We start from the raw sequence: 23619 nt of genomic DNA, 5'->3' as shown, positions 1-23619 counted from the left end.
TCTCCTCAGCTTCCGGTCGCGATGACGTACGGTTCGCCCCAGACGGCGTCGCCGCTGCGGCACGGCCTGCCCGTCGAGGTGAGCGACATCCGCAAGGTCACCGTGAAGACGTCCTTGGGTAGATCGACGGCCAGCTGTTGGGTCTCGCCGGGGTTGACGACGACCGACTTGATGGGATGCACGTTGTCGTTGTTGGCGTAGACGTCGAACTGGACGACCAGCGAGGGGTCGGCCTTCGAGTCGGTGCCGACGGCCTTCACCTCGAGCCGGCTGAAGTTCTTCAGCCGGAACTGCTGCTCGCGGCTGTACGCGCGGTCGTTGCAGGTGTCCAGCGTCTGCCAGAGCGAGTTGGTGAACTGTTTGAACTGCACGTCGTGGTCGCCGTAGCTGAACAGCCACTGGTCGTTCGGACGTGGCAGCTCGACGAGCGGGACGGGCCGGCCCTCCGGATAGGTGCTGCCGTCCCCGGGAATTCCCGGTTCGGACGGGGAAGACGAGGGGGCGGCGCTGGCGGACTCCGCCGGGGTCGAGGTCGGGGACTCCGTTCTCGTCACCGTCTGCCGGACGGTCGACGTCACCGTCGGGGCCGTCCGCGGTTCGGAGTCGGGTGCGGTCGTCCTGCCGAGCGTAAAGCCGCCACCGAGCACCACGACGGCCACCACGCCGCCCACGATGAGTCGTCCTCTGCCGCGGCGAACCGGTTGGGTCATCGTGTGTCCTTCTTGGAAAGTCAGTGCGAGCTGCCGGCCGAATTCCGGGTCGTCGTCCATCGCGCGGACGAGGTGGCCGCGGAGCGTGTCGGTCTCGAGGTCGCCGTCGGGCCGGTCCCGGAACCGCTCGAGCATTTCCTGGGAGTAGGCGTCCGACATTTTGATCTCGACCCGGTTGAGCAGGTTCTCCAACCGGTCGTCGAATATCCCGGCCTTCTTCCGGTGTATGAGATAACCCGACAGCGATCGCACGACGGTGTCAACCAACCTGTTGTCAACCAAGGCCAACGCTCCCCACCCCTCGACCGGAACCGATGTCTGGTGGATCACCGAAAGCCGGCGTTTCGTTTCCGTTCTGCCGCACGTGCGGCACTCGCGGTCCGAATTGTTACGGGTATTCGCGAAGTCTCGCCGGGACGCGTACGGTCACCACGCCTCGATGGGTGGTGACGACCTCGTCGTCGCGCAGTCGCCGGAATGCCCGGATGACGGAGTCGCGGGAGATGCCGAGCTGTCCGGCGAGCGCCTCCTGCGATCCGATGTGGATCGTGTTGGCCGGGTCGTCACCGGTCGCGTCGGTGGCCTGCGCGAGAAACCGGACGATCTTCGTGAAGGCGTCGCCGGACAACCCGGCGAGCCGCCGGTCACACTCACGCAGGCGCTCGGACAGCACCTCGCACAGCGCGCGCAGGACGCCCGGCTGCCGGGCGAGCAGGCGGTCGAGGTCCGCGCCGTCGACCACCAGTGCCCGCACCCCGGTCTCGGCGTGCACCGTGGCCTGATGTGGTCGCACGCCGAGGAACCGCTGCTCGCCGATCAGGTCGCCCGCCGACCGCGTGGCCACCGTCAGCGAGCCGTCGCCGTTGTTAACGCGCACACGGCCGCTGATGACGATCGCCGTCCATCGCGCGGTGTCCTCGGCGCGGATGATCGTCGTGCCCCGCCGGAAGCCGCACGGCCGGCCCACGTCGGTGAAGGCCGCTCGCTCCGGTCCGTTCAGCCGGCGCCAGAAACTGCCGCCCCGGCAGTTGGACGGCACCATGGCGGTCGAGTGTGTCCGTGCCACTACAGCGCTCCCTCCACTCTCGGTCTGTGCAGGTCAGGATGCGGTCAGCACCTGGACGGCAGGTGGACTGTTCGTGGACGGAGGCGTGTCGCGACGCGGTGCCCCGCCGGCCGGCCGTCACCGTGCCGGTGGAGGCGGTGCCCACGTTTTGAGAGAATGCGGCCGTGCTGGACCACAAAGGACTGTTCATCGACGGCCAGTGGCTCGACTCGGCGGACGGCTCGCGCACGCCGGTGGTCGACCCGGCGACCGCCGAGACGCTGTGCACGGTCGCCGACGGCACACCGACCGACGGCCGGGCCGCGGTCGCCGCGGCCGTTGCCGCGCAACGGACCTGGGGGCGCACCTCACCCCGCTACCGCAGCGAGATCCTGTACCGCGCCTACGAGGCGATCCTGGCCGACGTCGAGCAGTTCGCCGAGCTGATCACGCTCGAGATGGGCAAGCCGCTGGCCGAGGCACGCGGCGAGGTCCGGCACGCGGCCGAGTACTTCCGCTGGTTCGCCGAGGAGGCCGTGCGCACCGGCGGCCAGTACGGGCTCACGCCGGACGGCGGCTCCCGTGCCATGGTGCTGTCCCAGCCCGTCGGCCCGTGCCTGCTGATCACGCCGTGGAACTTCCCGCTGGCCATGGGCACCCGCAAGATCGGCCCCGCGGTCGCCGCGGGCTGCACGATGGTCCTCAAGCCGGCGCCGCAGACCCCGCTGTCCAGCCTCGCCCTCGCGGCGGTACTGACGGCGGCGGGGCTGCCCGACGGCGTGCTCAACGTGGTCACCACGAACCGGGCCACCGCGGTCGTCGAGCCGATGCTGAAGGGCGGCGAGATCCGCAAGCTGTCGTTCACCGGCTCCACCGAGGTCGGCCGGCTGCTGCTCGCACAGGCGGCGCCGTCGGTCGTGCGGACGTCGCTGGAGCTGGGCGGCAACGCGCCGTTCATCGTCCTGGACGACGCCGACCTCGACCGGGCCGTCGAGGGGGCGATGACCGCCAAGATGCACAACATGGGGGAGGCCGGCACGGCGGCGAACCGGTTCTTCGTGCACGACGCGGTGGTCGGGGACTTCGGGCTCAAGCTGTCCGAGCGGATGGACGCGCTGGTCGTCGGGCCGGGCCTGGAGCCGGACTCGCAGGTCGGCCCGCTGATCGATGACCACGGCCTGGCCAAGGTGACCGCGCTCGTCGACGACGCGGTGGCCCGGGGCGCCCAGGTGCTGACCGGCGGCCGCCGCAAGCGCGGCCGCGGCTACTTCTACCGGCCGACCGTCCTGACCGACGTGCGCCCGTCGAGCGACCTGTGCGCCACCGAGATCTTCGGCCCGGTGGCCGCGATCCAGTCGTTCAGCGACCTGGAGGAGGCCGTCCGGCAGGCCAACGACACCGAGCTGGGGCTGGTCGGGTACGTGTTCACCCAGGACATCGACCGTGCGTTCCAGGTGGCCGAGGCCCTGGAGGTGGGGGTCGTCGGGTTGAACCAGGGCATCGTGTCCAACCCCGCCATCCCGTTCGGCGGGGTCAAGCAGTCCGGCCTCGGCCGCGAGGGTGGCCGGGAGGGCATCGAGGAGTTCCTGGAGAAGAAGCTGATCGTGATGCCGAGTTAGGCGCCGGTCAGCACGTAGCGGTCCTCGTCCAGCTCGTCGAGGTCGACGGCGACCAGGCGGTCCTCGTCGGCGGTGATCAGGCGCCACCACTCGTCGGAGTCGTTGGTGGGCAGCAGGACCCGTACCCCGAACCGGCGCGCGAGGGCCCCGGCGGTCGCCGCCTCGCCGGGGTCGGTGACGGTGTCGTCCCCGCCCATGTCCACGCGCCAGCCGAAGTCGCCGCCGTCGAGGTCGAGGTAGGTGACGCTCACCGTCGCGGGCGGCCCGCCGGCGTCCTCGTAGAGCCGGCCGACGTGCACCCCGGCCGGGTTCACCTTGAAGATCTCGGCGGCCGCGCGTCCCAGCTCGCCGGCGTCGGGCAGGCGGTCCAGGAGGAAGCTGTAGCTGAGCATGTCCTCTTTCTACTTCCGGTAGTGCTGGTACACCTGGCCAGCCTTGTCGAACGACTCGGGCGGGATCCCCGGATCCCGTGACACGCTCGCCTTCGCGCCGTCGACGTCCCCTTCGAACCTGATCAGCGCCTGCAACGCCTTGTACTCCGGCCGGCTCATCTGGACGAAACCCGGCCCGTCCACCGGGAAGATGGTCCCGTTGGACTCCACCTTGTAGCGCCGGCCGCTTTCCGTGACGTAGCTGTTCGACGCTGCATCCCAGCGTGCCTTGCCCTGCTGGATGTCGACCATGTCCTGCCGGACGGCGTCCCTGGCCTCCGGCAGGATGACCGTGTTCTCGGGCTTGGCGGGGTTCTTCGGGCCGATCCGGTTGAGCTGGTGCCGGTCGCTCGGCGGCCGGAGCTGGATCTTGCCGGCCGGACCGGGCACGTTCGGGTCGACCGGCGGCTGCCGCGGTGGCGGCTGGGCCGTCGAGCCGCCGGGGCGGCCGGCCTCCGCGGCCTGCTGGACGGCGCCCTGCGCGCCGGAGACGCCCTTGCTCGCGTCGATGCCGCCGTGCTTCTGCGACGGCTTGCCGTCGCCGCCCTCGCCGGGCTTGCCGTCGCCGTCGTGCGGCTTGCCCGGCGTGCCATCACCACCGTCGTGGCCGCCGCCGTGCGGTCCCCTGGGTCTGGGTGTCATGAGCGCCTAGTCGTCGAGGAGCTTGCTGAGGTTGGTCAGGCTGTTGATCAGCGCGCCGGTGTAGGTGAGGATGCGGCCCGCCCACTTGACCACCGCGGCCATGATCTGGGACGCGATCACCGGGATCGTGACCACGAAGATCGCCTCGACCGCCCACACGATCACCCTGGCCACGAGGTCGGCGATGAGGTCCCGCACGGTCTCGCGGGTGAACTGCACCAGCCCGCCCGCACCCTCGGTGGCCGCCGCCATCGCCGCCGAGGTCGCGGACAGGCCGCCGATGGCGTCGGCGTTGTTCCGCATCAGGGCGTGGTAGGCGTCGGAGGCCGGCCCGGTCCACTTCGGCATGTCGGTCTGGACGAACTGGGTCAACTCGCCCGCGATGTCGTTCAGCTCGGTGGCCATGTTGTTCCACGTCTGCGCGTGGGAGGTGACCACGTCCGGCATGCCGGTGAGCTCGTCGAGCATCTCGCGCAGCGGGTCGAAGTACTCGATGGCCCAGCCCAGGCCGTTGGCCAGCAACGCGCTGATGGGGTCCATGACCGTCGCCGCGACCTCGACGCCGAGTCCGGCGCCGGCGAGCACGTCGTCGATCCAGCCCTCGCTCCTGATGGCCTGGACCAGGCCCTCGATGCTGTCGCCGAGGCTCGAACCGGTCCACGGCTGCCTGCTCGACTCGACCGGCGCGATCAGCGGGTTGTCGGTCATCCCGGCATGCCGTCCTTGATCCTGTTCATGACCTCGGCGGTGTTCGCGTCCCTGGCCTCGTAGTCGTCCGCGGTCTCCCGCAGCTCCCGCGCGACGATGTCCAGGTTCTCCTCGACGTAGGCGATCAGCTCGTCCTGCTTGGTGTGACGGCCTTCGAGGATGCCGGAGATCCAGCCACACAGCATCCCGTACGCCTGGTCGTCCTGTGCGATGTGCGCGCTGGCGGCCTTGACCGCGGCGAAGCGCTCCCGCAGCGAGTCGATGTCGCCGGCGTGCTTGCGCAGCTCCGCCGGGTCGACCGTGTACCTGTCACCCATCACTCACCGCCAGATGGTCGGATCGGCCTCGTCGTCGTCGGCGTCCTCGTCGGACCGGCCGGTGGGCCGGTTCGCGTAGGCCGGCTCGTCGTCCTCGGCGGGTCCGCGCAGCCGCTGGCCCACCCGCTCGGCGATGGCGCGTCCCGCGGCCGACTCGGTGCCGATGGTCTCCTCGACGATCTCCTGCGTCCGCTCGGCCAGCTCGGCCTTCGCCTCCCGGATCGTGCTCATGATCGTCGCGGCGACGACGTCCGGCGCGGACCGCTCGATGGCCCGGGTGAGCCGCAACCCGACCAGGGAACCGCTGGAGTCGACGGTGACCTCGGCCATCCCGTCGCGGTCCCTGCGGGTCACCTGGAGCTGCTGGAAGCGGTCGCTCATGGTCTTCGTGTCGGCGGCCAGCCGGTCGATCCGGCCCTTCCAGGCATCGAGCCGCTCCCGCGCTTCGTCCGGGTTCAAGACGCGGTCGTCCATGCTCTCCCTCGCTCGTGTCTCGCGGTCACGATATCCACAGACCACCATGAAGTGCGCGAAACGGCGAATCCTTCGCTACCGCAACCTCCGGATGATGATCACCGACCGGCGGCCCGCCAGGTGGATCGGCGTACCCTGACGACGAGGAAGTCGGCGATCATGCGAGGAAGGTTCATGGCAGAACGACCGGGCCGCGCAAGCCCCAGTCTCACCGTCGGACAGGTGGACCACGTCGAGCGGCTCACCCCGCACATGACACGGATCGTGTTGGGCGGCGACGGGTTGGCCGGCTTCGGCGCCGGTGAGTTCACCGACCACTACGTCAAGCTCCTGTTCCCCGTCGAGGGCGTCGCCTACCCCGAGCCGTTCGACCTCCAGCGGATCCGCGAGGACCTCCCGCGCGAGCACCGGCCCCGGATGCGTACCTACACGGTGCGCCGCTGGGACCCGCGGCTCGCCGAGCTGACCATCGACATCGTGCTGCACGGCGACGAGGGCCTCGCCGGGCCGTGGGCCATGCGCGCGCGGCCGGGTGACGTGGTCCGCTTCGCCGGTCCTGGCGGCGGCTACGCGCCCGCCGCGGACGCCGCCTGGCACCTGCTGGCCGGCGACGAGAGCGCGGTCCCGGCCATCGCCGCGTCCGTCGAGCGGCTGCCGGCGGGCGCCCGTGCGCACGTGTTCGTCGAGGTCGCCGGCCCGGAGGAGGAGCTGAAGCTGGAGACGCCCGGCGACGCGACCGTCACCTGGCTGCACCGCGGCCGCGGCCGGGTCGGCGACGCGCTCGTCCAGGCGGTCACCGAGCTCGAGTTCCCCTCCGGCGGCGTGCACGCCTTCGTCCACGGCGAGGCAGGCTTCGTGAAGGAGCTGCGCCGGCTGCTGCTCAAGGAACGCGGCGTCCCACGCGAGCGCCTGTCCATCTCCGGCTACTGGCGTCTCGGCCACGACGAGGACCGCTGGCAGTCCACCAAACGCGACTGGAACCGCGCTGTGGAGGCGGAACAGGACGGCTAGCCGGTGATGGCGGACCGGTCTCCCGTCGCGGGCGGGTCGAAGTAGAACACCTCCTCGCGGGTGATCACGCCGTCGGCCACGGTGTACAGGGACAGCTTCGTCCGGGAGACCCGCTGGCCGGTCGGTTCGTCCGTCTCGTCGAACGAGAACCGGACGGCGAAGCGGTCGCCCCGCGGGTACGGGCCGTCCACCTCCACCGCGTGGATCTCCACGTCGCCGGTGAGCCGCTCGGCGTTCGCCGTGATGTCGGCCACCCCGCGCAGTTCGACGTGCTTGCCGCCGTTCTCCAGCGGCGCCACCCGCACCATGTCCGGCGCCGCCCACCGCAGTGCCTGGTCCATCCTGCCGGCCCGGAAGGCGGCCACGTACCGCTCGGCGACGTCGGCGGCCGGGAGCGGGCGGAAGTCGTCGGCGTGGTCGTGGGCCCACTGCGTGAAGGTGCGTGCCGGGCGTCCGGTGACCTCCTCGACGGTCGTCGTGACGGGTTCCGGGTCGTCGACGAGCGTCCGCCAGTAGCCGAGGGCCGCGTCGACGAACGTCTCGTCCGCCCAGGCCATGGTCGCCCGAGCCTGTTCGGCCGAGATCTCCTCGACGACCGCCGGCCTGCCGGCCACCTCGCCGAGGATGCGTACCTGCTCGGCCTGGGTGACCACCGCCGGTCCGGTGAGCGCGTACGTCCTACCGGCGTGCCCCGCTTCTGTTAGCGCTAACACAGCAATGTCCGCGATGTCGCGCTCGTGGATCAGCGACCGCCCGGCGTCCGGGTACGGCATCCGCACCGGCCGGCCCGCGCGGATCGCGCCCGCCCACTCCAGGGTGTTGGTGGCGAACCCGCCGGGTCGCAGGAACGTCCACTCCAGGTCCGTGCGGCGGATCGCGGCCTCGACCTCGCCCCACACGCCCCCGCCTTCCGCACTGAGCGCCGACACGTACACGACACGGTTCGCGTGCTGGGCGATGACGTCGAGGACCGCCGGCACGCCGTCCGCCGAGAAGAACGGCCAGAGCAGGAACACCGAGTCCACACCGGACAGTGGGCCGTGGAGCGTCTCCGGCCTGGTCAGGTCGCCGGCGACCGTGTCCGCACCCGGAAGGCGGGACAGTGCGCGCACGGCGGCGCCGCGGTCGCGAAGCCCGGTCACCACGTGGCGGCCGATGTTGCCTGTCGCGCCGATAACAAGGATCGTCATGTGGCCAGCATGAAACCTGAACAAAGGTCGAGGTCAAGCCGGCCTGGTGGTGACCGCGGGCCGATGGTGGCCCAAGGCGGTTCCTAGCGGGCGAGACGGGCCAGGAGGTCGCGGGTCGCCGCCGTGATCGTCGGCTCGACACCGAGTTCGGCGAGCATGTCCGTCGCCGCCGCCATCTCGTCGGCGCGGCGGACGGCGTGCTGGTGGGTGCCCGTGACCAGTCGCTCCACAGTGGACTCGCCGGCGCGGGCCAGCTCCTCGGTGATGTTGTCCCGCAACCAGTCCTCGCAGCCCGCCGCGCGGCCGGCCGCCAGCGCCTCGACCACGGCGGCCGCGAGTCCCTTGAAGAACACGCTGCGCAGCAGCTTGCGTTCGGCCGCCAGACCGGGTGGACCGTCCATCGTGGTGACCGACGCGCCGAGCGGGTTCAGCAGCTCCGCCACCCGCGCCGCCGCGGGCCCGCTCGTCAGCATCGGCGTACGCAGCCCGCGCCCGGGCACCGGTGCCATGATCGCGACGTCCGCGAACGGCACGGCGTGCTCCCCGGCCAGGTCGGCGAGCTGCCGTTTCAGGCCGGGGGACCCGGTGTTCAGGTCGGCCCACACGCGTGCCGTGGCCACGCCGGCCCGGAGCGCGTCGAGTGCCGCCGCGGAGCTGTTGACGCTCAACACGAGCTCGGCACCGGTCGCGGCGTCGGACTCGCTGACCGCGGGGATCATTCCGGCCGGCGCGGACACCGCGGGGTCGTACGCGCGGACCACCGCGCCGGCCGCGAGAAGGTCCCGGGCGATGGTGCCGCCCGCCTCGCCAAGGCCCAGTACGGCAACGGTGAGTGTCACGCCATCACTCCCTCGCATTCGGACGCTACACTACGTTAGCAACAAAATTGGTGACAATTCTGGTTGAAGCAGGGGGAGTACCGTGACGGTGAGCGACGAGGCCGGGCCGCGCTCCGTGGTGGCCGAGATCCGTGAGGCCATTGTGCGCGGTGACTTCGTGCCCAACCAGCGGCTCGTCGAGGCCGACCTGTCCGAGCAGTTCGGCGCCAGCCGCGCGACCGTCCGGTCCGCGCTCGCGGAGCTGGCCACCGAGGGTCTCGTCGAGCGCGTGCAGAACCGCGGCGCCCGGGTCAGGGCCGTGTCCATCGACGAGGCCGTCGAGATCTCCGAGGTCCGCATGGTCCTCGAAGGCCTCTGTGCGGCGAAGGCCGCGGAGCACGTCACGCGCGACGAGGCCAAGCAGCTCAGGGCGATCGGCAAGCGGATGCGAGCCGCGGTGGCGAGCGGTGACGTGCTCGGCTACTCCCAGCTCAACCAGGAGCTGCACCGCGGGGTGCGCGAGATCAGCGCGCAGCGCACCGCGCAGGACGTGCTGGAACGCCTGCGTGCGCAGAGCGTGCGCCACCAGTTCAAGCTCGCCATGCACCCCGGCAGGCCCACCGTGTCCCTGCCGGAGCACCTGGCCATCATCGACGCGATCTGCGCGCACGACCCCGCCGCGGCGGAGGAGGCGGCGCGGGCGCACCTGCGCAGCGTCATCAGGGCCCTTCGCGAGGTCGACCAGTCGGGCGTGCGCCGGATCCCGTGATCCGGTGTGCGGTACGACGGCTCCCGGGGGTTGACGATCGCAACAAGATTGTTAACAATCTAGGCGCAGATTGTGTACGCAAGGGAGCGTCATGGCTGATCACCCGCAACCGTCGGGGCACGCGCGGGACCTGGTACGCGGCGCCTATGACGTGCACATCCACGTCGCACCGGACGTCATGCGCCGGCGGATCGACGACATCTCGCTCGCCGATCGGTTCGCGGCGGTCGGGATGGCCGGGTTCGTCCTGAAGTCCCACTACGCGCCGACAGCCGAACGTGCCGAGGTGGTGCGCCGGGCGCGGCCGGGCACCGACGCGCTCGGCGCCATCACGCTCAACGCCTCGGTCGGCGGCATGAACCCGATCGCCGTCGAGATCGCCGGGCGCGGCGGTGCGAAGGTGGTCTGGCTGCCCACCGTGGACAGCGCGAACCAGCGCGAGTGCCAGGCGAGCGAGCCGGCGGGCGCGACGCCGCCGATGTGGGCCCAGCTGCAGGAGGACCTGCGCGCGGCCGGCATGGCCGCCGACCCGGTGGACGTGCTGACCCCGGACGGCGACGTGACCCGGCGGACCAGGCAGGTGCTTGCGCTGATCGCCAAACACGACATGGCGCTGGCCACCGGGCACCTGCACCAGGACGAGTCCGCCCGCGTCGTCGACGCGGCGGTCGAGGAAGGCGTCCGGCGCATCGTCGTCACCCACCCCGAGTTCACGTCCCAGCGCATCGGCGTCGAGCGGCAGCGCGAGCTGGCGGCCAGGGGTGCCCTGCTGGAGCGGTGCTTCACCACGCCGCACACCGGCAAGGTCGCGTGGGACGTGTGGTTCCACAACATCCGCGCCACCGGGCCCGAGCACTCCGTGCTGTCCAGCGATCTCGGCCAGCCGTTCAACCCGCCGGTCGAGGACGGCCTCGCGTTGTGTGCGGATCGCCTGCTGGCGGCGGGTTTCAGCGACGACGAGATCCGCGTGATGGCAGTGCACAACAGCAGGTGGCTGGTCGGCGCCGAGGCGCTGGCGGACGCGCCGGCTCGTGAGCGGACGGTGGGGACGAGGCAATGACCACTGTCTACAAGGAACTCGCGGAAGCCGGCGTGGCGACCGTCTACGAGGCGTACGGCCGGCGCGGCCTGCTCGACGTCGACCTGTTCCCGGTGGCGCCGGGGCGCGGGGTGGCCGGCCCGGCCCGGATCGCCCTGTGCGGCCAGGGGGACAACCGTGCCGTGCACGAGGTGATGGCCTACGCGCGGCCGGGGGAGATCCTCGTGCTGACGATGCCGGTCGCCGCGCCGGTCGCGTTGTTCGGTGACCTGCTGGCCACCCAGGCGGTGGCCGCCGGCGTCGCGGGTGTGCTGGTCGACGCGGCCGTCCGGGACAGCGCCGACCTCGCCAGGCTGGACCTGCCGGTCTGGAGCAGATGGCGGCGCGCCACCGGCGCGACCAAGGACACCAGGGGATACGTCAACGTCCCGGTCACCGTCGGCGGCACCGAGATCGCGCCGGGCGACGTGCTGGTACTCGACGACGACGGCGCCACCGCGATCGCACGGTCCGATGTGGACAGTGCGCTCACCGCGGTGCGCGAGCGACTGGCCAAGGAGGACGGCCTGCGGAGGCGTTGGGCGGCCGGCGAGCTGAGCTACGACGCCTATGGCATGCGTGCGGAGGACTCCTGACGGAACCCGCGGAGTGAACCAGAGGACTCGAACGGAGCTTGCGGAGTGAACCAGGAGCGGAGCATGACGGGGGTCCTGAACGTCGACGGGCTCACGAAGCAGTTCGCCAAGGACGACGACGCGATCGTGGCGCTGCGGGACTTCTCGCTGGAGATCGCGGAAGGCAGCTTCGTCACCGTGCTCGGCCGCAGCGGCTGCGGCAAGTCGACGATGCTGAACCTGCTGGCCGGCCTGATGGAGCCGACGAACGGCACCGTCCGCTACCGGACGGAGACGCTGACCGGCCCACATCCCGAGATCGGCTACCTGACGCAGTCCGACACGCTGATGCCGTGGCGGGACGTGCGACGCAACGTCGAGATGCCGTTGGAGATCCGCAAGGTCCCGTCCGGTGAGCGCCGGTCCATCGCGGCCGAGCTGATCCGCGGTGTCGGCCTCGCGGGGTTCGAGAAGCACTACCCACGCGAGCTGTCCGGCGGCATGCGGCGCCGTGCGAGCCTGGCCCGGATGCTGGCCGGCCGGCCGGCGACGCTGCTGATGGACGAGCCGTTCGGCGCCCTCGACGCCCAGCTGCGGACCGAGCTGCAGGCGGAGTTGCTGCGGCTGTGGCAGGGCAGCGGGCAGACGGTCGTGTTCGTGACGCACGACATCGAGGAGGCGCTGCTGCTCGGCGACCGCGTGGTGGTACTGGGCCGGCTCGGCCGCATCGTGCTGGACCGTGCCGTCGACCTGCCCCGGCCACGCGACGTCGACCTGCTGCGTGTCGATCCCGCCTTCGTCGCACTCCACGGGGAGCTGGCGAGGGCGCTCAAGGAGGAGGCGGCACAGTGACCGTGGCAGCTCCGGTCACGACCGGCCCGGTCGTGATCCCCCGTGACCGGTCGTGGTGGCAGAAGCACGGCACCACCACGACCGTCTGGCTCGTGCGTGTCGCACTGGTGGCGATCCTGCTGGTGCTGTGGGAGATCGCGGCCGACCGGTGGATCGACATCACGTACGTCAGCCGGCCGAGCGACATCGTCGGCCGGCTCGGCGACTGGCTCGCCGACGGTACACTGTGGACGAACACCTGGATCACCGTGCAGGAGATCGTGTACGGGTTCCTGCTGGGTGCCGCCGCGGGCGTGGTCGCCGGGTTCGTGCTGGCGTCGCTCAACTTCGTCTACCGGGTGCTCGACCCGTTCGTGATGGCGCTGTACGCGATCCCGAAGGTGGCGCTCGCGCCGCTGTTCATCGTGTGGTTCGGCATCGGCATGCACATGAAGGTGCTGCTGGCCGCCGCCACGGTGTTCTTCCTGGTGTTCCTCAACACCGCGGCCGGCGTGCGCGAGGTCGACCGCGGCCTGGTCGACGCGGTGCGGCTGATGGGCGGCGGCCGGTGGGACGTGCTCCGCAAGGTCGTGGTGCCGTCGTCGATGACCGGCGTGCTGACCGGGCTGAAGGTGGCGGTGCCCTACGCCCTGATCGGCACGGTGATCGGTGAGCTGGTCGCGTCCAACAAGGGCCTCGGCTATCTCATCAACGACAGCGCGTCGCAGTTCGACACGGCGGGTGTGTTCGCGACGCTCGTGGTGCTGAGCGTCATCGCGGGCGTGCTGAACGTCGTGGTGAGCATGATCGGCAAGCGGGTCAACCGATGGAAGCCGCTCGATGACTAGCCGCCGGACCGTCCTCCGAGGACTCCTCGCCGCGCCGGCACTGGTCGCGGTCGGCTGCGCGCAGCGCATGTCGACGACCCCCGCGGGGGTGCTCAACGTCGGCCAGATCAGCAACTCCGTGGCCTTCCTCCCGCTCTTCATCGCGGAGAAGAAGGGATACTTCTCCGACGAGGGCATCACCCTGGGGGAGCGGCCCCGGCTCGGCACGGGCGCGAAGGTGGCCGCCGCGTTGAAGTCCGGCAGCATCGACGTCGGCGCCGGCGTGATCACCGACGCGTTCAACCTCGCCAAGATCGACGACGGCACGAGGATCGTGTCCAGCCTGGTCACCGAGTACTACGTGGACATCGTCGTGCCGCCGGGGTTCGACGGCCCCGGCGCCGACGCGAGCCTGTCTCGCAGGGCGAAGGCGCTGGTGGGCAGGACGATCGGCATCACCGGCCCGGCCAGCGGCACCGAGGCGCTGGTGAAGTACCTGTTCGGCAGCGTGGGCAGGAACGCGGCCACCGACTCGACGCTCGTCAACCTGGGCAGTGCGGCGACGTCCGCGATCGGCGCGCTGAAGTCCGGGCGGGTCGACGTGCTGGCGTTCTTCCAGCCGATCGCGCAGCAGGCGGAGGCGGCGGGCGTCGGGCGGACGTACATCTCGCCGGCCCGTGGGGACGTGCCCAGCCTGCGTGGGGCGCTGCACGGTGTCACGTTCTCGACGCGCAGGCTGCTGGACCGCAAGAAGAAGGAGATCGTCGGCTTTCAGCGGGCCATGGGGCGGGCACTGACCGACGTGCACGAGTCCCCGGGCGAGACCCGCGCACTGCTCGGCGAGTACCTGAAGAGCAGCAAGCCGAAGACCCTCGACGCCCTGATGCCGATCCTGGTCAAGGAGCTGCCGAGGTCGCCGGCCGTCGACGAGAAGGCCTACCGGACGGCGGCGCGGTTCCACCTCGACAGCGGTCTGGTCCGCAAGGTCCCCGTCTACGCCGACGTCATCCCGGAGGCCCTGCGCAAGTGATCCGCGATCTGGCACCCGCTCGACGGGGGCTAGGTCTGGGGGCCCATGACGCGGGCGGCGGCGACGATGATGCTCCACAACGGGCTGCTGGTCGTCTCGTAGTAGACCCGGCGGCTGCCGGCCTCGCGATGCTCGGTGAGCATGCCGAGGTGAACGAACCGGCGCAGCTCGGTGCCGGCGGCGCTCTGGGGGATGATCTCCGGTGGCGGCTCGGACTGGTAGAACCGTTGCCGGCCACGCTGGTGGACCCACAACGCCACCCGCAGTCGGCACGGACGGCCGAACAACAGGCGTCCTACCTCGCTGACATCCACTCCCGCCCGCCTCTCAACCACAAGACCCTAATGGCTATCTAGATTTCCGATTTTATCGGCGCGGCGCGAATGTGTCCAGGGGAGCGGTGGCCGAGGACTCATATGATCACACGGTGCGGAGACGAACGGCCAGGACGCCGTATGCGGCCGGCGTGGTCCTGGCCGGCGGCTCGGGGGTGCGCATGGGCGCCGGGATGAACAAGGTGTACCTGCCGCTGGCGGGCAGGCGGCTGGTGTCGTGGTCGCTGGCCGCGTTCGGCCGGGTACCCGAGATCGGCGTGCTGGTGCTGGTGGCCCGCCCCGACGACGGCGAGTTGGTCGACTCGATCCTCGACCGCGAGCTGACCGGCATCCCGGTGGAGGTCGTGTACGGCGGCGACACGCGGCAGGAGTCCGAGCTGAGCGCACTGCGACGCCTCGCCGGCCGGGTCGACGACGGCACGGTGGACATTGTCCTGCTGCACGACGGCGCTCGCCCGCTGGTGAGCCCCGCCCTGATCGCCGAGGTGGTGGCCGCGGCCCGCGAACACGGCGGCGCGATCCCCGGCCTCCCCGCCGACGACCTGGTCACGGTGACGGACGATGTGGTGACCGGCCCCGTGCTGGACGCGGCGATCAGGGCACAAACTCCCCAGGGATTCCGCGCGGCGCCACTGATAGACGCCTACGAAAAGGCGGCCCGCGAGAATTTCGTCGGCACCGACACGGCCTCCTGCATGGAACGGTATTCGGCCCTACCGGTCCATTGGGTCCACGGCGACCAACGCAATGTCAAAATCACCTATCCCCACGACCTGACAATCGCCGAGCAGTTCCTGGCGGATTCGAACCACCGAACGTGAGCGCGCCTGCGCCGCCGACGGCGGGGCGAGGAGACCGGTCACCCGCGGGTCGCCTGCTCCTCGTGACCGAGCACGGGTCCGGCCACACGATCGTGTGAGGCGTCCGCGGCCGGTGTCCGGCCGACCGGAACGGTGGGTAGCCACAGGCCAATCCGGATGTGGAAACGTTGTCGCGCACCATCCGGAGGGATTCGCCCGTTCGTCGCCCAGACGCCGCCACCCCTCGAGCCGCCTGGCGAGGTATGCCTGATCTGGTGTTTCGTCCGCCGCGGCGCGGGTGCGGATGTCCGACTCCTGAATTGCCCGGAGTATGCGCCTGCGCGGCGCAAACCTTTACACGATCCGGCGGCGGTCTTACGCTGGTAGCGGCGGGCTCCAGCGTTCTTCCATGAGGCGTACACCGGCGTGTTCGAAAATAGATGATCGAGTCGAGTATGCCAGTCGCCAGATTGGTGGAACAATCGCGGGGTCCATGACGACTATATGACAGTCATGGCAGTCTTGCGGCATGGGTCACATGGACACTTTCAGCGGGGCGGCCTGTCGGCCCGACCGGTACCGGACCGGCCGGGGCTCTGTCGTTCCCGCGGTGTCGAGGTGACCAGGTGCCCCACGAGACGAATGGCCGACAACGGCAGGGGTTGACCTTCGCCGACAAAGAACGTCTGATGGACGGGCTCAACGCGATCCCGGTGCTGCGCGACAGGCAGCTGCGTCAGCTGGTGATCGACGAGCTGCGGGACGAGTACGGCACGCAGTTCGACCCCGTTCCCCAGGGCGGCACGAATGCCGACAACTGGGCACTGATGAGCACGTGCCTGCGCATCGGCGCCATGCCCGCACTGGTCAGCGTGTTGAAGATGATCGGCGGCGAGGTCGTCCAGTGGCAGCATCTGAGCCGGCTGGTCGAGGAGTTGCTCTCACCCGAGTCGGTGCCCGTCTCGGCCGAGCGGCTGACCTCGGTGGTCGAGCCGGCGCTCGACCGGCGGATCCGCGCGTTGCTCGTCTCGGTTTCGGACGACATCGTCGGGGAAGCGGTTCGGCACGAGATGTTCGCCGGAAAGAAGTTTCCACTCGGCCGTAACGGAACCGCCGAGGACGTTTATTCGGAACTGCTCACCGATGGTGGTTCCCTGCCGCTTCTGACGTATTTGGAACGCGTGGCACACAGCCTTCCCGAATACGACATGGTCGAGCTACATCGACTGATCGACGAACTGGCACAAAAGCTGAACTTGGTGAACGCCGCACCCGAACTATGCCGCAGCTCGGCGCAACCGGACTCGCTACCGCCGTCCACACCGATGAACCCGCTCGCCGGCTCTCTCGTACAGGAAGACGAGGTGTCGAGCGGGGAAGACGAGGCCCAGGACCACGACAAGGACGACGAGGACGACCCCGTGAACCCCACCCGCCTGAGGCCCGGCCGGGCCGTAGCCGTGTCCGTACCGCAGGTCTGGGGAGGAGTTCCGCCGCGCAACAGGAACTTCACTGGTCGAGACGACATCCTCGCCGAGGTCAAGAGCACCCTGAGCCAGTACTCCCAGTCGGCGCTCGTCCCACAGGCCCTGCACGGGCTCGGTGGGATCGGGAAGAGCCAGCTGGCGGTGGAGTTCGCCTACCGCTACCAGGAGGACTACCAGCTGGTCTGGTGGGTCCAGGCCAACGATGAGCGGTCCATTCGCCGCTCCCTGGTGTCACTGGCCAAGCGCCTGGGCCAGACCGAGAGCGCCGACGTGCAGGACACCGTCGACAACGTCCTGGACATGCTCCGGCGCGGCGACCCCCACTCCCGCTGGCTGCTGATCTACGACGACGCGCCGGAACCCGCCACCGTCAGCCCGTACCTGCCCTCCGGCGTCGGCCACGTCGTCGTCACCTCCCGCAGCCGCACCTGGGCCAGCGAGTCCAACGCGATCGAGGTCGACGTCTTCAGCCCGGAGGAGAGCGTCGGCCTGATCCGCGCCCGCTGGCAGGACCTGACCGAGGAGGATGCGCTCGCGCTCGCCGACGACCTCGGACATCTGCCGCTGGCCCTAGAGCAGGCGGTCGCCATGCACGAGCAGACCGGCATCCCGCTGGAGGAGTACCAGCGCGCGCTGAAGGCCAGCCCGAGCCAGATCCTCGCCGAGGGCAACCCGGCCAACTACCCACAGTCGGTCGCCGCGGCCCTCGGCCTGGCCTTCAACAGCGTCCGCGAGGTCTCCCCGGGCGCGGCCTACCTGCTCCGCCTGTGCGCGTTCCTCAGCTCCCAACCCATCGCGATCTCCCTGCTGACACGCAACCGCGCCGCACAGCCGGACGCCCCCGGCATCGACCTGGGCGACGAGATCAAGGTCCGCCGCGCGGTACGCGACCTCGGCCGTTTCGCACTGGTACAACTGGACACGGGCCGCGACCTGCTCCGCGTCCACAGCCTGGTCCGCGCCCTGATCCGCGACGCGACCCCACAGGACGAGCGGGACGCGGTGGAGAAGCACGCCCACCGCGTGCTCGCCGGCGCGAACCCCGGCAACCCGGACGAAGAGGAGAACTGGCCACTCTACGGCGACATCGCGCCGCACGTGGTCCCGGCCGGTCTCGTGTACTCGCTGGAGCCGGCCGTTCGTCTGGTGGTACTCGACCAGATCCGGTACCACTTCGCGATCGGGGACTTCGCGGCGAGCCAGCATCTCGGCGAGAACGTCGTCGAGGTGTGGCGGGCGGCCTGCGGTGACGACGACGAGCTCACGCTGATCGCCAGCCGGCACCTGTCGATCTCGCTGCGGGTGGGCGGGCAGTACGTGGCAGCTCGCGTCCTGAGCGAGGACACGCTCCGGCGGATGAACCGAACTCTGGGTGAGAACCACGAACACAGCCTGGTCACCGCCGGCAGCGTGGCGGCCGACATGCGTCTCGCCGGCGAACTGCGGGAGGCGCTGGCGCTGGATCTGCAGAACCTGATCCGGCACCGTGAGGTGCTCGGCGAGAGCGACCCGCACAGCCTGCGGGCACTGTCGAACCTGGCCGTGGACTACCGCCTGATCGGTGAGTTCGTCAAGGCCATGGAACTCGACGAGGAAGCCATCACGCTGAAACTGGAGACCTACGGCGAAGACCACATGAGCACGCTGTTCTCCTACGCGTGTCTGGTGCGGGATCTCTACGGCATCGGCGAGTACCAGCGTGGGCTGGACCTGGCGAGGGAGAAGTTGCCGCAGCACGAGCAGAAGCTCAAACCCAACCACCCGCAGTTGCTGCTCGCCAAGCGAAATCACGCGATCGTACTGCGCAAGGCAGGGCACAACGAGGAGGCGCTGCAGGCCTCCCGTGAGCTGTACGACGCGTGCCGTCGCAACTTCGGCCGCAACCACGAGCACACCCTGTCCGCCCTGGTGACGCTCAGCAATGCGTTGCGGGTGACCGGCGACGCGGACGGGTCGTTGCGGTACGGCCAGCGGGCACTGAAGATCTACCGCGAGGTGTTCGGCGACCTGCACCCGTTCACGCTGGCCTGCCAGGTCAACGTCGCGACCGCGTTCCAGGCGCTCGACCGTGTGACGGACGCGAGTGAGCTGAACGATCCCGCGCTGGAGGCCATGACCGCCACCCTCGGCGAGGAGCACCCGCACACGTTGTGTGCCGCGAACACCCAGGCCAACGGTCTTGCGATGGTCGAGCGGCACCAGGAAGCCAGGGACCTCAGCGAGAAGGTGCTCGAGATCTCCCGCCGGGTGCGGGGCGTCGACCACCCGAACACACTGGCGTGCGCGGCGAACCATGCGCTCGACCTCGAAGCGACCGGCGACCGGGTCGTCGCCGCCGAACTGCGGAAGGAGACCTTCGGGCGGTTCCGTGCCAAGCTCGGGCGGGACCACCCGGAGACGTTGAACGCCAACTCCTACCGTCGCATGGAGTCCGATGTGGAGGTTCCGGCCTCGTAGCGGGACATCAGTTCCCGCAACGACTCCAGGTCGCGACCGAACACGGCTCGCACCAGTTCGGGCACGCGCACGAGTGGGGAACGTGCCGGTGCCGGACACGCGCGGCCGTGCGTGACGACGAGCGTCGCCCATGTGTGGTCATCCGCCGTGCCGTCGGCGATGCGCGACAGTGCGTGGTCGCGGGCGGCACCGTAGTCGCCGGCGACCAACCGGATGTCGTTCGGGTCCGCACCGGGGAACCGCTTCGCGAACAGCTCGTCGTCCGCGGCGAGCATGCGTAGTTCCGGCTCGTTCTCCAGCCAGGCCATCGCCACCCTGGTCAGTGGGTTGTCGCCACTGGAGACGCGCGGCCCGGGTTGACCGGAGCGCTCGACCGGAAGTGGGGCACCGTCGCGCCAGGCCTGGTGGAACGCGTGGAGCGCGTCGTCCCGCGGAACGATGTTGCGTAGTCGCCAGGTCGCCTCGTGCTCGGTGACGAGGTCGTCGGCGACGCGCCGGACCTTCTCGGACCCCACGTCGAGTGGCAGTGCGTCGATGGCCTGGCTGAGCCTGTTGACCAGTACCTTCCCCAGCGTGGTCAGGTCGGGAGCCTCGGCGCCCTCGTCGCGAGCGACCCGCAGCTGCCGGACGTGGCGCGCGTACTCCAGCTCGATCGCGGGATCGCCGGTCCGCTCCCGAAGCCAGAAGTCCGCGACGCCGATGAATGCCATGATCGCGTGCGCCACACCGGATGCCGGCCGGGGGTCGTTTCGCCACGGCGAGTAGTGCAGGTGACGCGCCGGAGACGTGTACAGCCGCTGAAGATCGTGCAGCGTCGCCAGCCGGCAGTGCTGCGACTCGTGGATCAGGGTGGCGGCGAGCCGGACCGGAGTCACCGGCTCGGTGAGGGCGATCGCGCCGGGTGCGTCGGCCGAGCTCGCGCTGACCCCGCCGACCTGACCGGCCTGAGCGACCGGTACCAGGCAGCGGATGGCGGCGGCCATCGTGCCGAGGCGGTGGGAGTGCCGGTCGGCCAGCACCTGCCACGCGCCGTCGAGCCGGCGCTGCCACGTGGCCAGCTCGTCGTCGGTCAGCCGTTCGGCGATGGGCATGCCGAACGAGCTCCAGTACGGGTCGACGTCGTCGAGCTGGACGCTCAGCTCGACGCCGCCGGCCGATGTCCGGAGGTCGCGGACTCGCTCCCAGGCGGCCGGTGGGGCGCCGTCGATGAGGATCTCGGGTCCGGCGACGGCACACTCCACGATGGACTGTGTCGCCGCGGTCGCCACGAACGCGCGACCGACAGTGGGGAAGTGGACGGCACTGGAGCGAACCGGCACCAGTACACGGACGCCGCTGCCGGTGCGTATGGCGGCCGATGCCGCGACCGCCCCGAGCTGGGCGAGGTGCACCCAGAGCGGATCCTCGCCGCCGGAGGTGAGCGATCGTAGGCAGTGCGCGGCCCACGCGCCCACCTGTGGACTGCTGAGCAACTGGGCGACCGTGCCCCGGCTCCGGCGTTGCATGTCCGCGAGCGCCTGAAAACTCTGCCGCACACCGACATCGCGGTCATCCGCGGCGGCGCGGATGGCGGCCAGCTGGACGATCCGCTTGCTCACGTGGGCCGACCGCAACAGCTCTCGCTCGGCCTGGTCGCCGCCACCGCACAGTGAGTCCAGAATGGACGGTGGAAGGCGGTGGTATCCGGTCAATGCGTGGGCCGGACCGCGAGATCCGACCGGACACGGTCGGAGATGTGGTGGATGAGCCGCGTGAGATCCGGACAGTACACCGACGGGTGCCGGAAGCCGTGGTCCGTGCCGAAGCGGTGGGTGTAGTTGCCGCCGCCACAGACTCGTACCAATGTGCATTGCCGGCAGGCGTCCGCGAGCGAGTCGATGCCGGCCTGTCGTGCGCGGACCTCCGGGTGCGTGAGCACGGCGTCGACGGGGTGGTCGAAGACGTTGAACCCGGTCTCCGGCTGGCCGGGCGCGGTCGACTTGAGCATGTCCGCCTGCTGGAACGACCCGTCGGTGTCGACCACGAGGTACGCGACCGGGCTCAGGCCGACCTGGTCCGACGTGCTGTCTCCGCCGAGCAGCAGGTGGATGATCTCCTGGAACAGCCGGACGCCGGTCTCCTGCCGGGGTGCGCCGTACCAGCGGTCGAACACGGCGATCAGCCAGTCCGCGAACGGCGTCTCCATGCCGTTCCTCGGCGGGGGCACGAGCCAGTTCGCCTGCGGCAGGAGGAAGTCGACCGTCGGGGGCGCGAACTCCAGCAGTGATTCGTACACCTCGACGGGATCGTTGGCGAGATCGATGACACACAGGAGGCCCGAGTAGCGGTCAGGGTTGTCCCGCAGCAGTTGGAGGGCGCTCACCGTGGCGTCCCAACTGCCCTGTCCGCCGTGGTCGCGCCGGTGCCGGTCGTGCTGCGTGCGGCCACCGTCGATGCTCACGCCGACCCGGACGTCGTGCGCGCGAAGCCGCCGGAGCATCGGCTCGTCCAGCAGCACACCATTGGTCTGGACCCGTGCCCGGACGGCGGTGCCCGGCGGGCAGGCACGCCGGACGGCGGTGACCACGTCGGCGATGCGTGCTCCGCCGGCGAGTAACGGCTCGCCACCGTGGAGGGCGATGGAGACGAAATCGAGGCCGTGTGTTTCCGCGTGCTCGCCGATTCTTCGCGCCGTGGCCGCCACTGTCTCGGGGGATGGAAAGAGCGGTCGGCTTCGCCAACTCTGGTCCGCCATCGTGTAGACGTAGCAGTAGTCGCAGCTCAGGTTGCAGCGGCTGGCGACTTTGAGCACGTACTCCGTTATCGGGACCACGCCGGTCTCAGATATGGGTCTCGTGGCCGGCGACCACGGATTGGGTGCCGTCTTTGCTCTCGGCCAGGATTCTGCGGATGGAATGGGCGAGTGGGGAGTCCTCGGCGGGGCGAAGGTCGTCCAGCAGCACATTGGTCAGGTCGGCGAGATCGGTCCGTAGATCGACGGAGGTGTCGTCCACCGTGCCCCCTTCGGTATTCGCCGAACGGATCGTTCACCTAGACGATACGTTGCGAGGTCATGTTTGCCACACCCCGTGACGGACAAAACAATGATCTCGCTCGATCAGGTCGCCGGTGGCTCGATGTCGCACTCGAGCCACTGCTTCTCCTTGGCGGCAAGCACGTTCGGATGCTGCGCGCCGAGCCGCGCCGCCAGGTCGCCGGTCGCCGCGGTGAGCGCCTCCTGTCCGGCGGCCGGGCCACCGATGGCGATCCGCGCCAGCGCGATGTCGATCTCACAGGCGAGGTGGTCGGGATGCGTGATGTCCCGGTGCCGGCCGGATACCTCGCGGACGGCCTTGAGCTCGTCGAGCGACCGGCCTTCGAAGCCGAGCCGGGCAAGGTCCACCGCGAAGTTGTGCCGTGCCGACAACGTGTACGGGTGCTCGTCGCCGAGTGTGGCCCGCAACTCGGTCATGGCCCGTTCGTCGCGGCGGCATGCTTCGCGTACGTCGCCGAGGGCGCGCAGCACTGCCGCGGAGTTCACCAGCATCGCCAGCGTGGCCGGGTGGGTGCCGCCGAAGACGCGCTCGCAGCCGGCGAACACGGAACTCGCCTGAATTGTCGCGTTACCGAGGTCCCCGGCCGCCAGCAGGGCGTTGACCAGCGAGATAGCGGTGGCGAGCGGGAACTCGTGGTCGTCGCCGAACCACAGCGCCATGTCGTAGAGGTTCTCCCGGGCCAGTGAGATCGAGTCCGAGGTGCGTCCGAGCTTGCGTAGTGCCATCACCTGGACACGAGTCGCCAGCAGCACCTGCGAGTGCTTGTCGCCGACCACCTCGCGATAGGCGGGCAGCGTCGTTCGAAGCAGCTCGAGGGCTTCGTGATACCGCCCCAACCCGTACATGTCTCTGGCGAGGTTGCACCGGGCGAGCAGCGCCTTCGGGTCGTGCCCGCGTCGTTCCTCCTGCTCCCATTCCCGGACGATGTCGCGATCGATCTGGTGGGCCTCGGCGAAGCGGCCCAGCAGGCGGTAGGTCACGGCGATGTTGTTGCGGTCGATGCGCCGTGTCTCGCGATCGTTGGGATCGTCGTGGTCGAGGTTGTCGTAGTCGATGGCGAGCGCTTGTTCGTACTCACCCGCGATCCGCAGATCGAGGGCACGCTGGTTCCGGAGCTTCGCGTGGTACTCGTGGTCCGTGCCGAAGGCCGGGTGGCGGTCCATGTATTCGAGGGAGTCCGTGGTCAACCGCCTGGCCTCACCGTAGAGCCCGAGCATTCTCGACGCGTTGGAGAGATGCAGGTTCGTCAGGACGGTGAACTCGTGATCGATCCCGTCGGTGGGTTTCTCGTTGGCGGCGGCGAGTTGCCGGCTCAGGGCCATGCTCTCGTCGTAGTGGCCGACCTTGTACAGGTAGCGCGCCTGGTCCAGTACCACGCGCCGGGCCTCGGAGTCGCTGGCGACGGCCAGGTCGGCGCGGTGGATGTGGGG

24 protein-coding genes are annotated in these 23619 nt (G+C 69.9%); 10 read left to right on the top strand and 14 right to left on the bottom strand.

The window, feature by feature from the left end:
• Window positions 1–5: 5 nt before the first annotated feature.
• Together VET29_RS15920 and VET29_RS15915 are read right to left on the bottom strand one after the other, a co-directional pair.
• Window positions 6–992 carry a hypothetical protein gene (locus VET29_RS15920; RefSeq protein WP_324920771.1) on the bottom strand — a complete coding sequence of 329 codons (987 nt, stop codon included), beginning with the start codon at window positions 990–992 and terminating at the stop codon, window positions 6–8.
• 106 nt (window positions 993–1098) lie between these two features.
• Entirely contained in the window at window positions 1099–1776 is a 678-nt protein-coding gene (locus tag VET29_RS15915) for a Crp/Fnr family transcriptional regulator (RefSeq protein ID WP_324920769.1), read from the bottom strand.
• Between the two features lie 164 nt (window positions 1777–1940).
• On the opposite strand from VET29_RS15915, the gene VET29_RS15910 reads away from it, so the two are divergent.
• Window positions 1941–3374 carry an NAD-dependent succinate-semialdehyde dehydrogenase gene (locus VET29_RS15910; RefSeq protein ID WP_324920765.1) on the top strand — a complete coding sequence of 478 codons (1434 nt, stop codon included), beginning with the start codon at window positions 1941–1943 and terminating at the stop codon, window positions 3372–3374.
• On the opposite strand, the gene VET29_RS15905 is transcribed toward VET29_RS15910, so the two are convergent.
• From VET29_RS15905 to VET29_RS15885, 5 genes are read right to left on the bottom strand one after another with little or no spacing between them, the layout of a single operon-like run.
• Window positions 3371–3766: a hypothetical protein gene (locus VET29_RS15905; protein WP_324920762.1), complete on the bottom strand. Its 396-nt coding sequence runs from the start codon at window positions 3764–3766 to the stop codon at window positions 3371–3373. The two genes, VET29_RS15910 and VET29_RS15905, sit on opposite strands and share 4 nt — an antisense overlap.
• Window positions 3767–3775: 9 nt before the next feature.
• Entirely contained in the window at window positions 3776–4447 is a 672-nt protein-coding gene (locus VET29_RS15900; RefSeq protein ID WP_324920758.1) for a hypothetical protein, read from the bottom strand.
• Between the two features lie 6 nt (window positions 4448–4453).
• Window positions 4454–5155: a hypothetical protein gene (locus VET29_RS15895; protein ID WP_324920755.1), complete on the bottom strand. Its 702-nt coding sequence runs from the start codon at window positions 5153–5155 to the stop codon at window positions 4454–4456.
• Window positions 5152–5472 carry a type VII secretion target gene (locus tag VET29_RS15890; protein ID WP_324920752.1) on the bottom strand — a complete coding sequence of 107 codons (321 nt, stop codon included), beginning with the start codon at window positions 5470–5472 and terminating at the stop codon, window positions 5152–5154. The genes VET29_RS15895 and VET29_RS15890 overlap by 4 nt, the downstream gene beginning before the upstream one ends.
• Before the next feature lie 3 nt (window positions 5473–5475).
• Complete coding sequence (locus tag VET29_RS15885) at window positions 5476–5946, bottom strand: YbaB/EbfC family nucleoid-associated protein (protein ID WP_324920748.1); 471 nt, start codon at window positions 5944–5946, stop codon at window positions 5476–5478.
• Between the two features lie 174 nt (window positions 5947–6120).
• Between VET29_RS15885 and VET29_RS15880 the strand changes: the two genes are divergently transcribed.
• Entirely contained in the window at window positions 6121–6957 is an 837-nt protein-coding gene (locus VET29_RS15880) for a siderophore-interacting protein (RefSeq protein ID WP_324920744.1), read from the top strand.
• Here the strand turns inward: VET29_RS15880 and VET29_RS15875 are convergent.
• Window positions 6954–8147: an NAD(P)H-binding protein gene (locus VET29_RS15875; RefSeq protein ID WP_324920740.1), complete on the bottom strand. Its 1194-nt coding sequence runs from the start codon at window positions 8145–8147 to the stop codon at window positions 6954–6956. The two genes, VET29_RS15880 and VET29_RS15875, sit on opposite strands and share 4 nt — an antisense overlap.
• A gap of 83 nt (window positions 8148–8230) precedes the next feature.
• A complete protein-coding gene (locus VET29_RS15870) occupies window positions 8231–8986 on the bottom strand; it encodes an NAD(P)-dependent oxidoreductase (protein ID WP_324920738.1) in 756 nt (251 codons plus the stop codon).
• Window positions 8987–9068: 82 nt separating this feature from the next.
• Between VET29_RS15870 and VET29_RS15865 the strand changes: the two genes are divergently transcribed.
• The 6 genes from VET29_RS15865 to VET29_RS15840 all read left to right on the top strand — a co-directional run bounded on the left by VET29_RS15865 (window position 9069) and on the right by VET29_RS15840 (window position 14075).
• Window positions 9069–9734: a GntR family transcriptional regulator gene (locus tag VET29_RS15865; protein WP_324920736.1), complete on the top strand. Its 666-nt coding sequence runs from the start codon at window positions 9069–9071 to the stop codon at window positions 9732–9734.
• 91 nt (window positions 9735–9825) lie between these two features.
• On the top strand, window positions 9826–10794 hold the full coding sequence (locus tag VET29_RS15860; protein WP_324920734.1) for a DUF6282 family protein: 969 nt from the start codon (window positions 9826–9828) through the stop codon (window positions 10792–10794).
• Window positions 10791–11408 carry a 4-carboxy-4-hydroxy-2-oxoadipate aldolase/oxaloacetate decarboxylase gene (locus VET29_RS15855; RefSeq protein WP_324920732.1) on the top strand — a complete coding sequence of 206 codons (618 nt, stop codon included), beginning with the start codon at window positions 10791–10793 and terminating at the stop codon, window positions 11406–11408. The genes VET29_RS15860 and VET29_RS15855 overlap by 4 nt, the downstream gene beginning before the upstream one ends.
• Window positions 11409–11471: 63 nt before the next feature.
• Window positions 11472–12239 carry an ABC transporter ATP-binding protein gene (locus tag VET29_RS15850; protein ID WP_324920730.1) on the top strand — a complete coding sequence of 256 codons (768 nt, stop codon included), beginning with the start codon at window positions 11472–11474 and terminating at the stop codon, window positions 12237–12239.
• Window positions 12236–13066, top strand: a complete 831-nt coding sequence (locus VET29_RS15845) for an ABC transporter permease (RefSeq protein WP_324920728.1) — start codon at window positions 12236–12238, stop codon at window positions 13064–13066. The genes VET29_RS15850 and VET29_RS15845 overlap by 4 nt, the downstream gene beginning before the upstream one ends.
• Window positions 13059–14075 (top strand): ABC transporter substrate-binding protein, encoded by a 1017-nt coding sequence (locus VET29_RS15840; protein WP_324920725.1) that lies wholly within the window; start codon window positions 13059–13061, stop codon window positions 14073–14075. Before VET29_RS15845 ends, VET29_RS15840 begins: the two co-directional genes overlap by 8 nt.
• Window positions 14076–14104: 29 nt before the next feature.
• Here VET29_RS15840 and VET29_RS15835 read toward each other — a convergent pair whose 3' ends face one another.
• Window positions 14105–14389, bottom strand: coding sequence for a hypothetical protein (locus tag VET29_RS15835; RefSeq protein WP_324920721.1), 285 nt, complete (start codon window positions 14387–14389; stop codon window positions 14105–14107).
• Window positions 14390–14502: 113 nt separating this feature from the next.
• Between VET29_RS15835 and VET29_RS15830 the strand changes: the two genes are divergently transcribed.
• On the top strand, window positions 14503–15231 hold the full coding sequence (locus tag VET29_RS15830; RefSeq protein WP_324920718.1) for an IspD/TarI family cytidylyltransferase: 729 nt from the start codon (window positions 14503–14505) through the stop codon (window positions 15229–15231).
• Between the two features lie 668 nt (window positions 15232–15899).
• Window positions 15900–19154: an FxSxx-COOH system tetratricopeptide repeat protein gene (fxsT, locus tag VET29_RS15825; RefSeq protein ID WP_324920714.1), complete on the top strand. Its 3255-nt coding sequence runs from the start codon at window positions 15900–15902 to the stop codon at window positions 19152–19154.
• Here the strand turns inward: fxsT (VET29_RS15825) and VET29_RS15820 are convergent.
• The 4 genes from VET29_RS15820 to fxsT (VET29_RS15805) all read right to left on the bottom strand — a co-directional run.
• Window positions 19112–20752: an HEXXH motif domain-containing protein gene (locus VET29_RS15820; protein ID WP_324920711.1), complete on the bottom strand. Its 1641-nt coding sequence runs from the start codon at window positions 20750–20752 to the stop codon at window positions 19112–19114. The genes fxsT (VET29_RS15825) and VET29_RS15820 overlap by 43 nt on opposite strands.
• An 89-nt stretch (window positions 20753–20841) precedes the next feature.
• Entirely contained in the window at window positions 20842–21966 is a 1125-nt protein-coding gene (locus tag VET29_RS15815) for an FxsB family cyclophane-forming radical SAM/SPASM peptide maturase (protein WP_324920708.1), read from the bottom strand.
• 7 nt (window positions 21967–21973) lie between these two features.
• Window positions 21974–22147, bottom strand: a complete 174-nt coding sequence (locus VET29_RS15810; protein ID WP_324920704.1) for a hypothetical protein — start codon at window positions 22145–22147, stop codon at window positions 21974–21976.
• A gap of 104 nt (window positions 22148–22251) precedes the next feature.
• Window positions 22252–23619 (bottom strand): FxSxx-COOH system tetratricopeptide repeat protein (gene fxsT / locus VET29_RS15805; protein WP_324920700.1); only part of this gene is annotated, 1368 nt, incomplete at its 5' end.

Origin of the sequence: Actinophytocola sp., from assembly GCF_035634895.1 — a bacterium.
Classification (GTDB): Bacteria; Actinomycetota; Actinomycetes; order Mycobacteriales; family Pseudonocardiaceae; genus Actinophytocola.
This window is presented reverse-complemented; position numbering and strand designations above follow the sequence as displayed.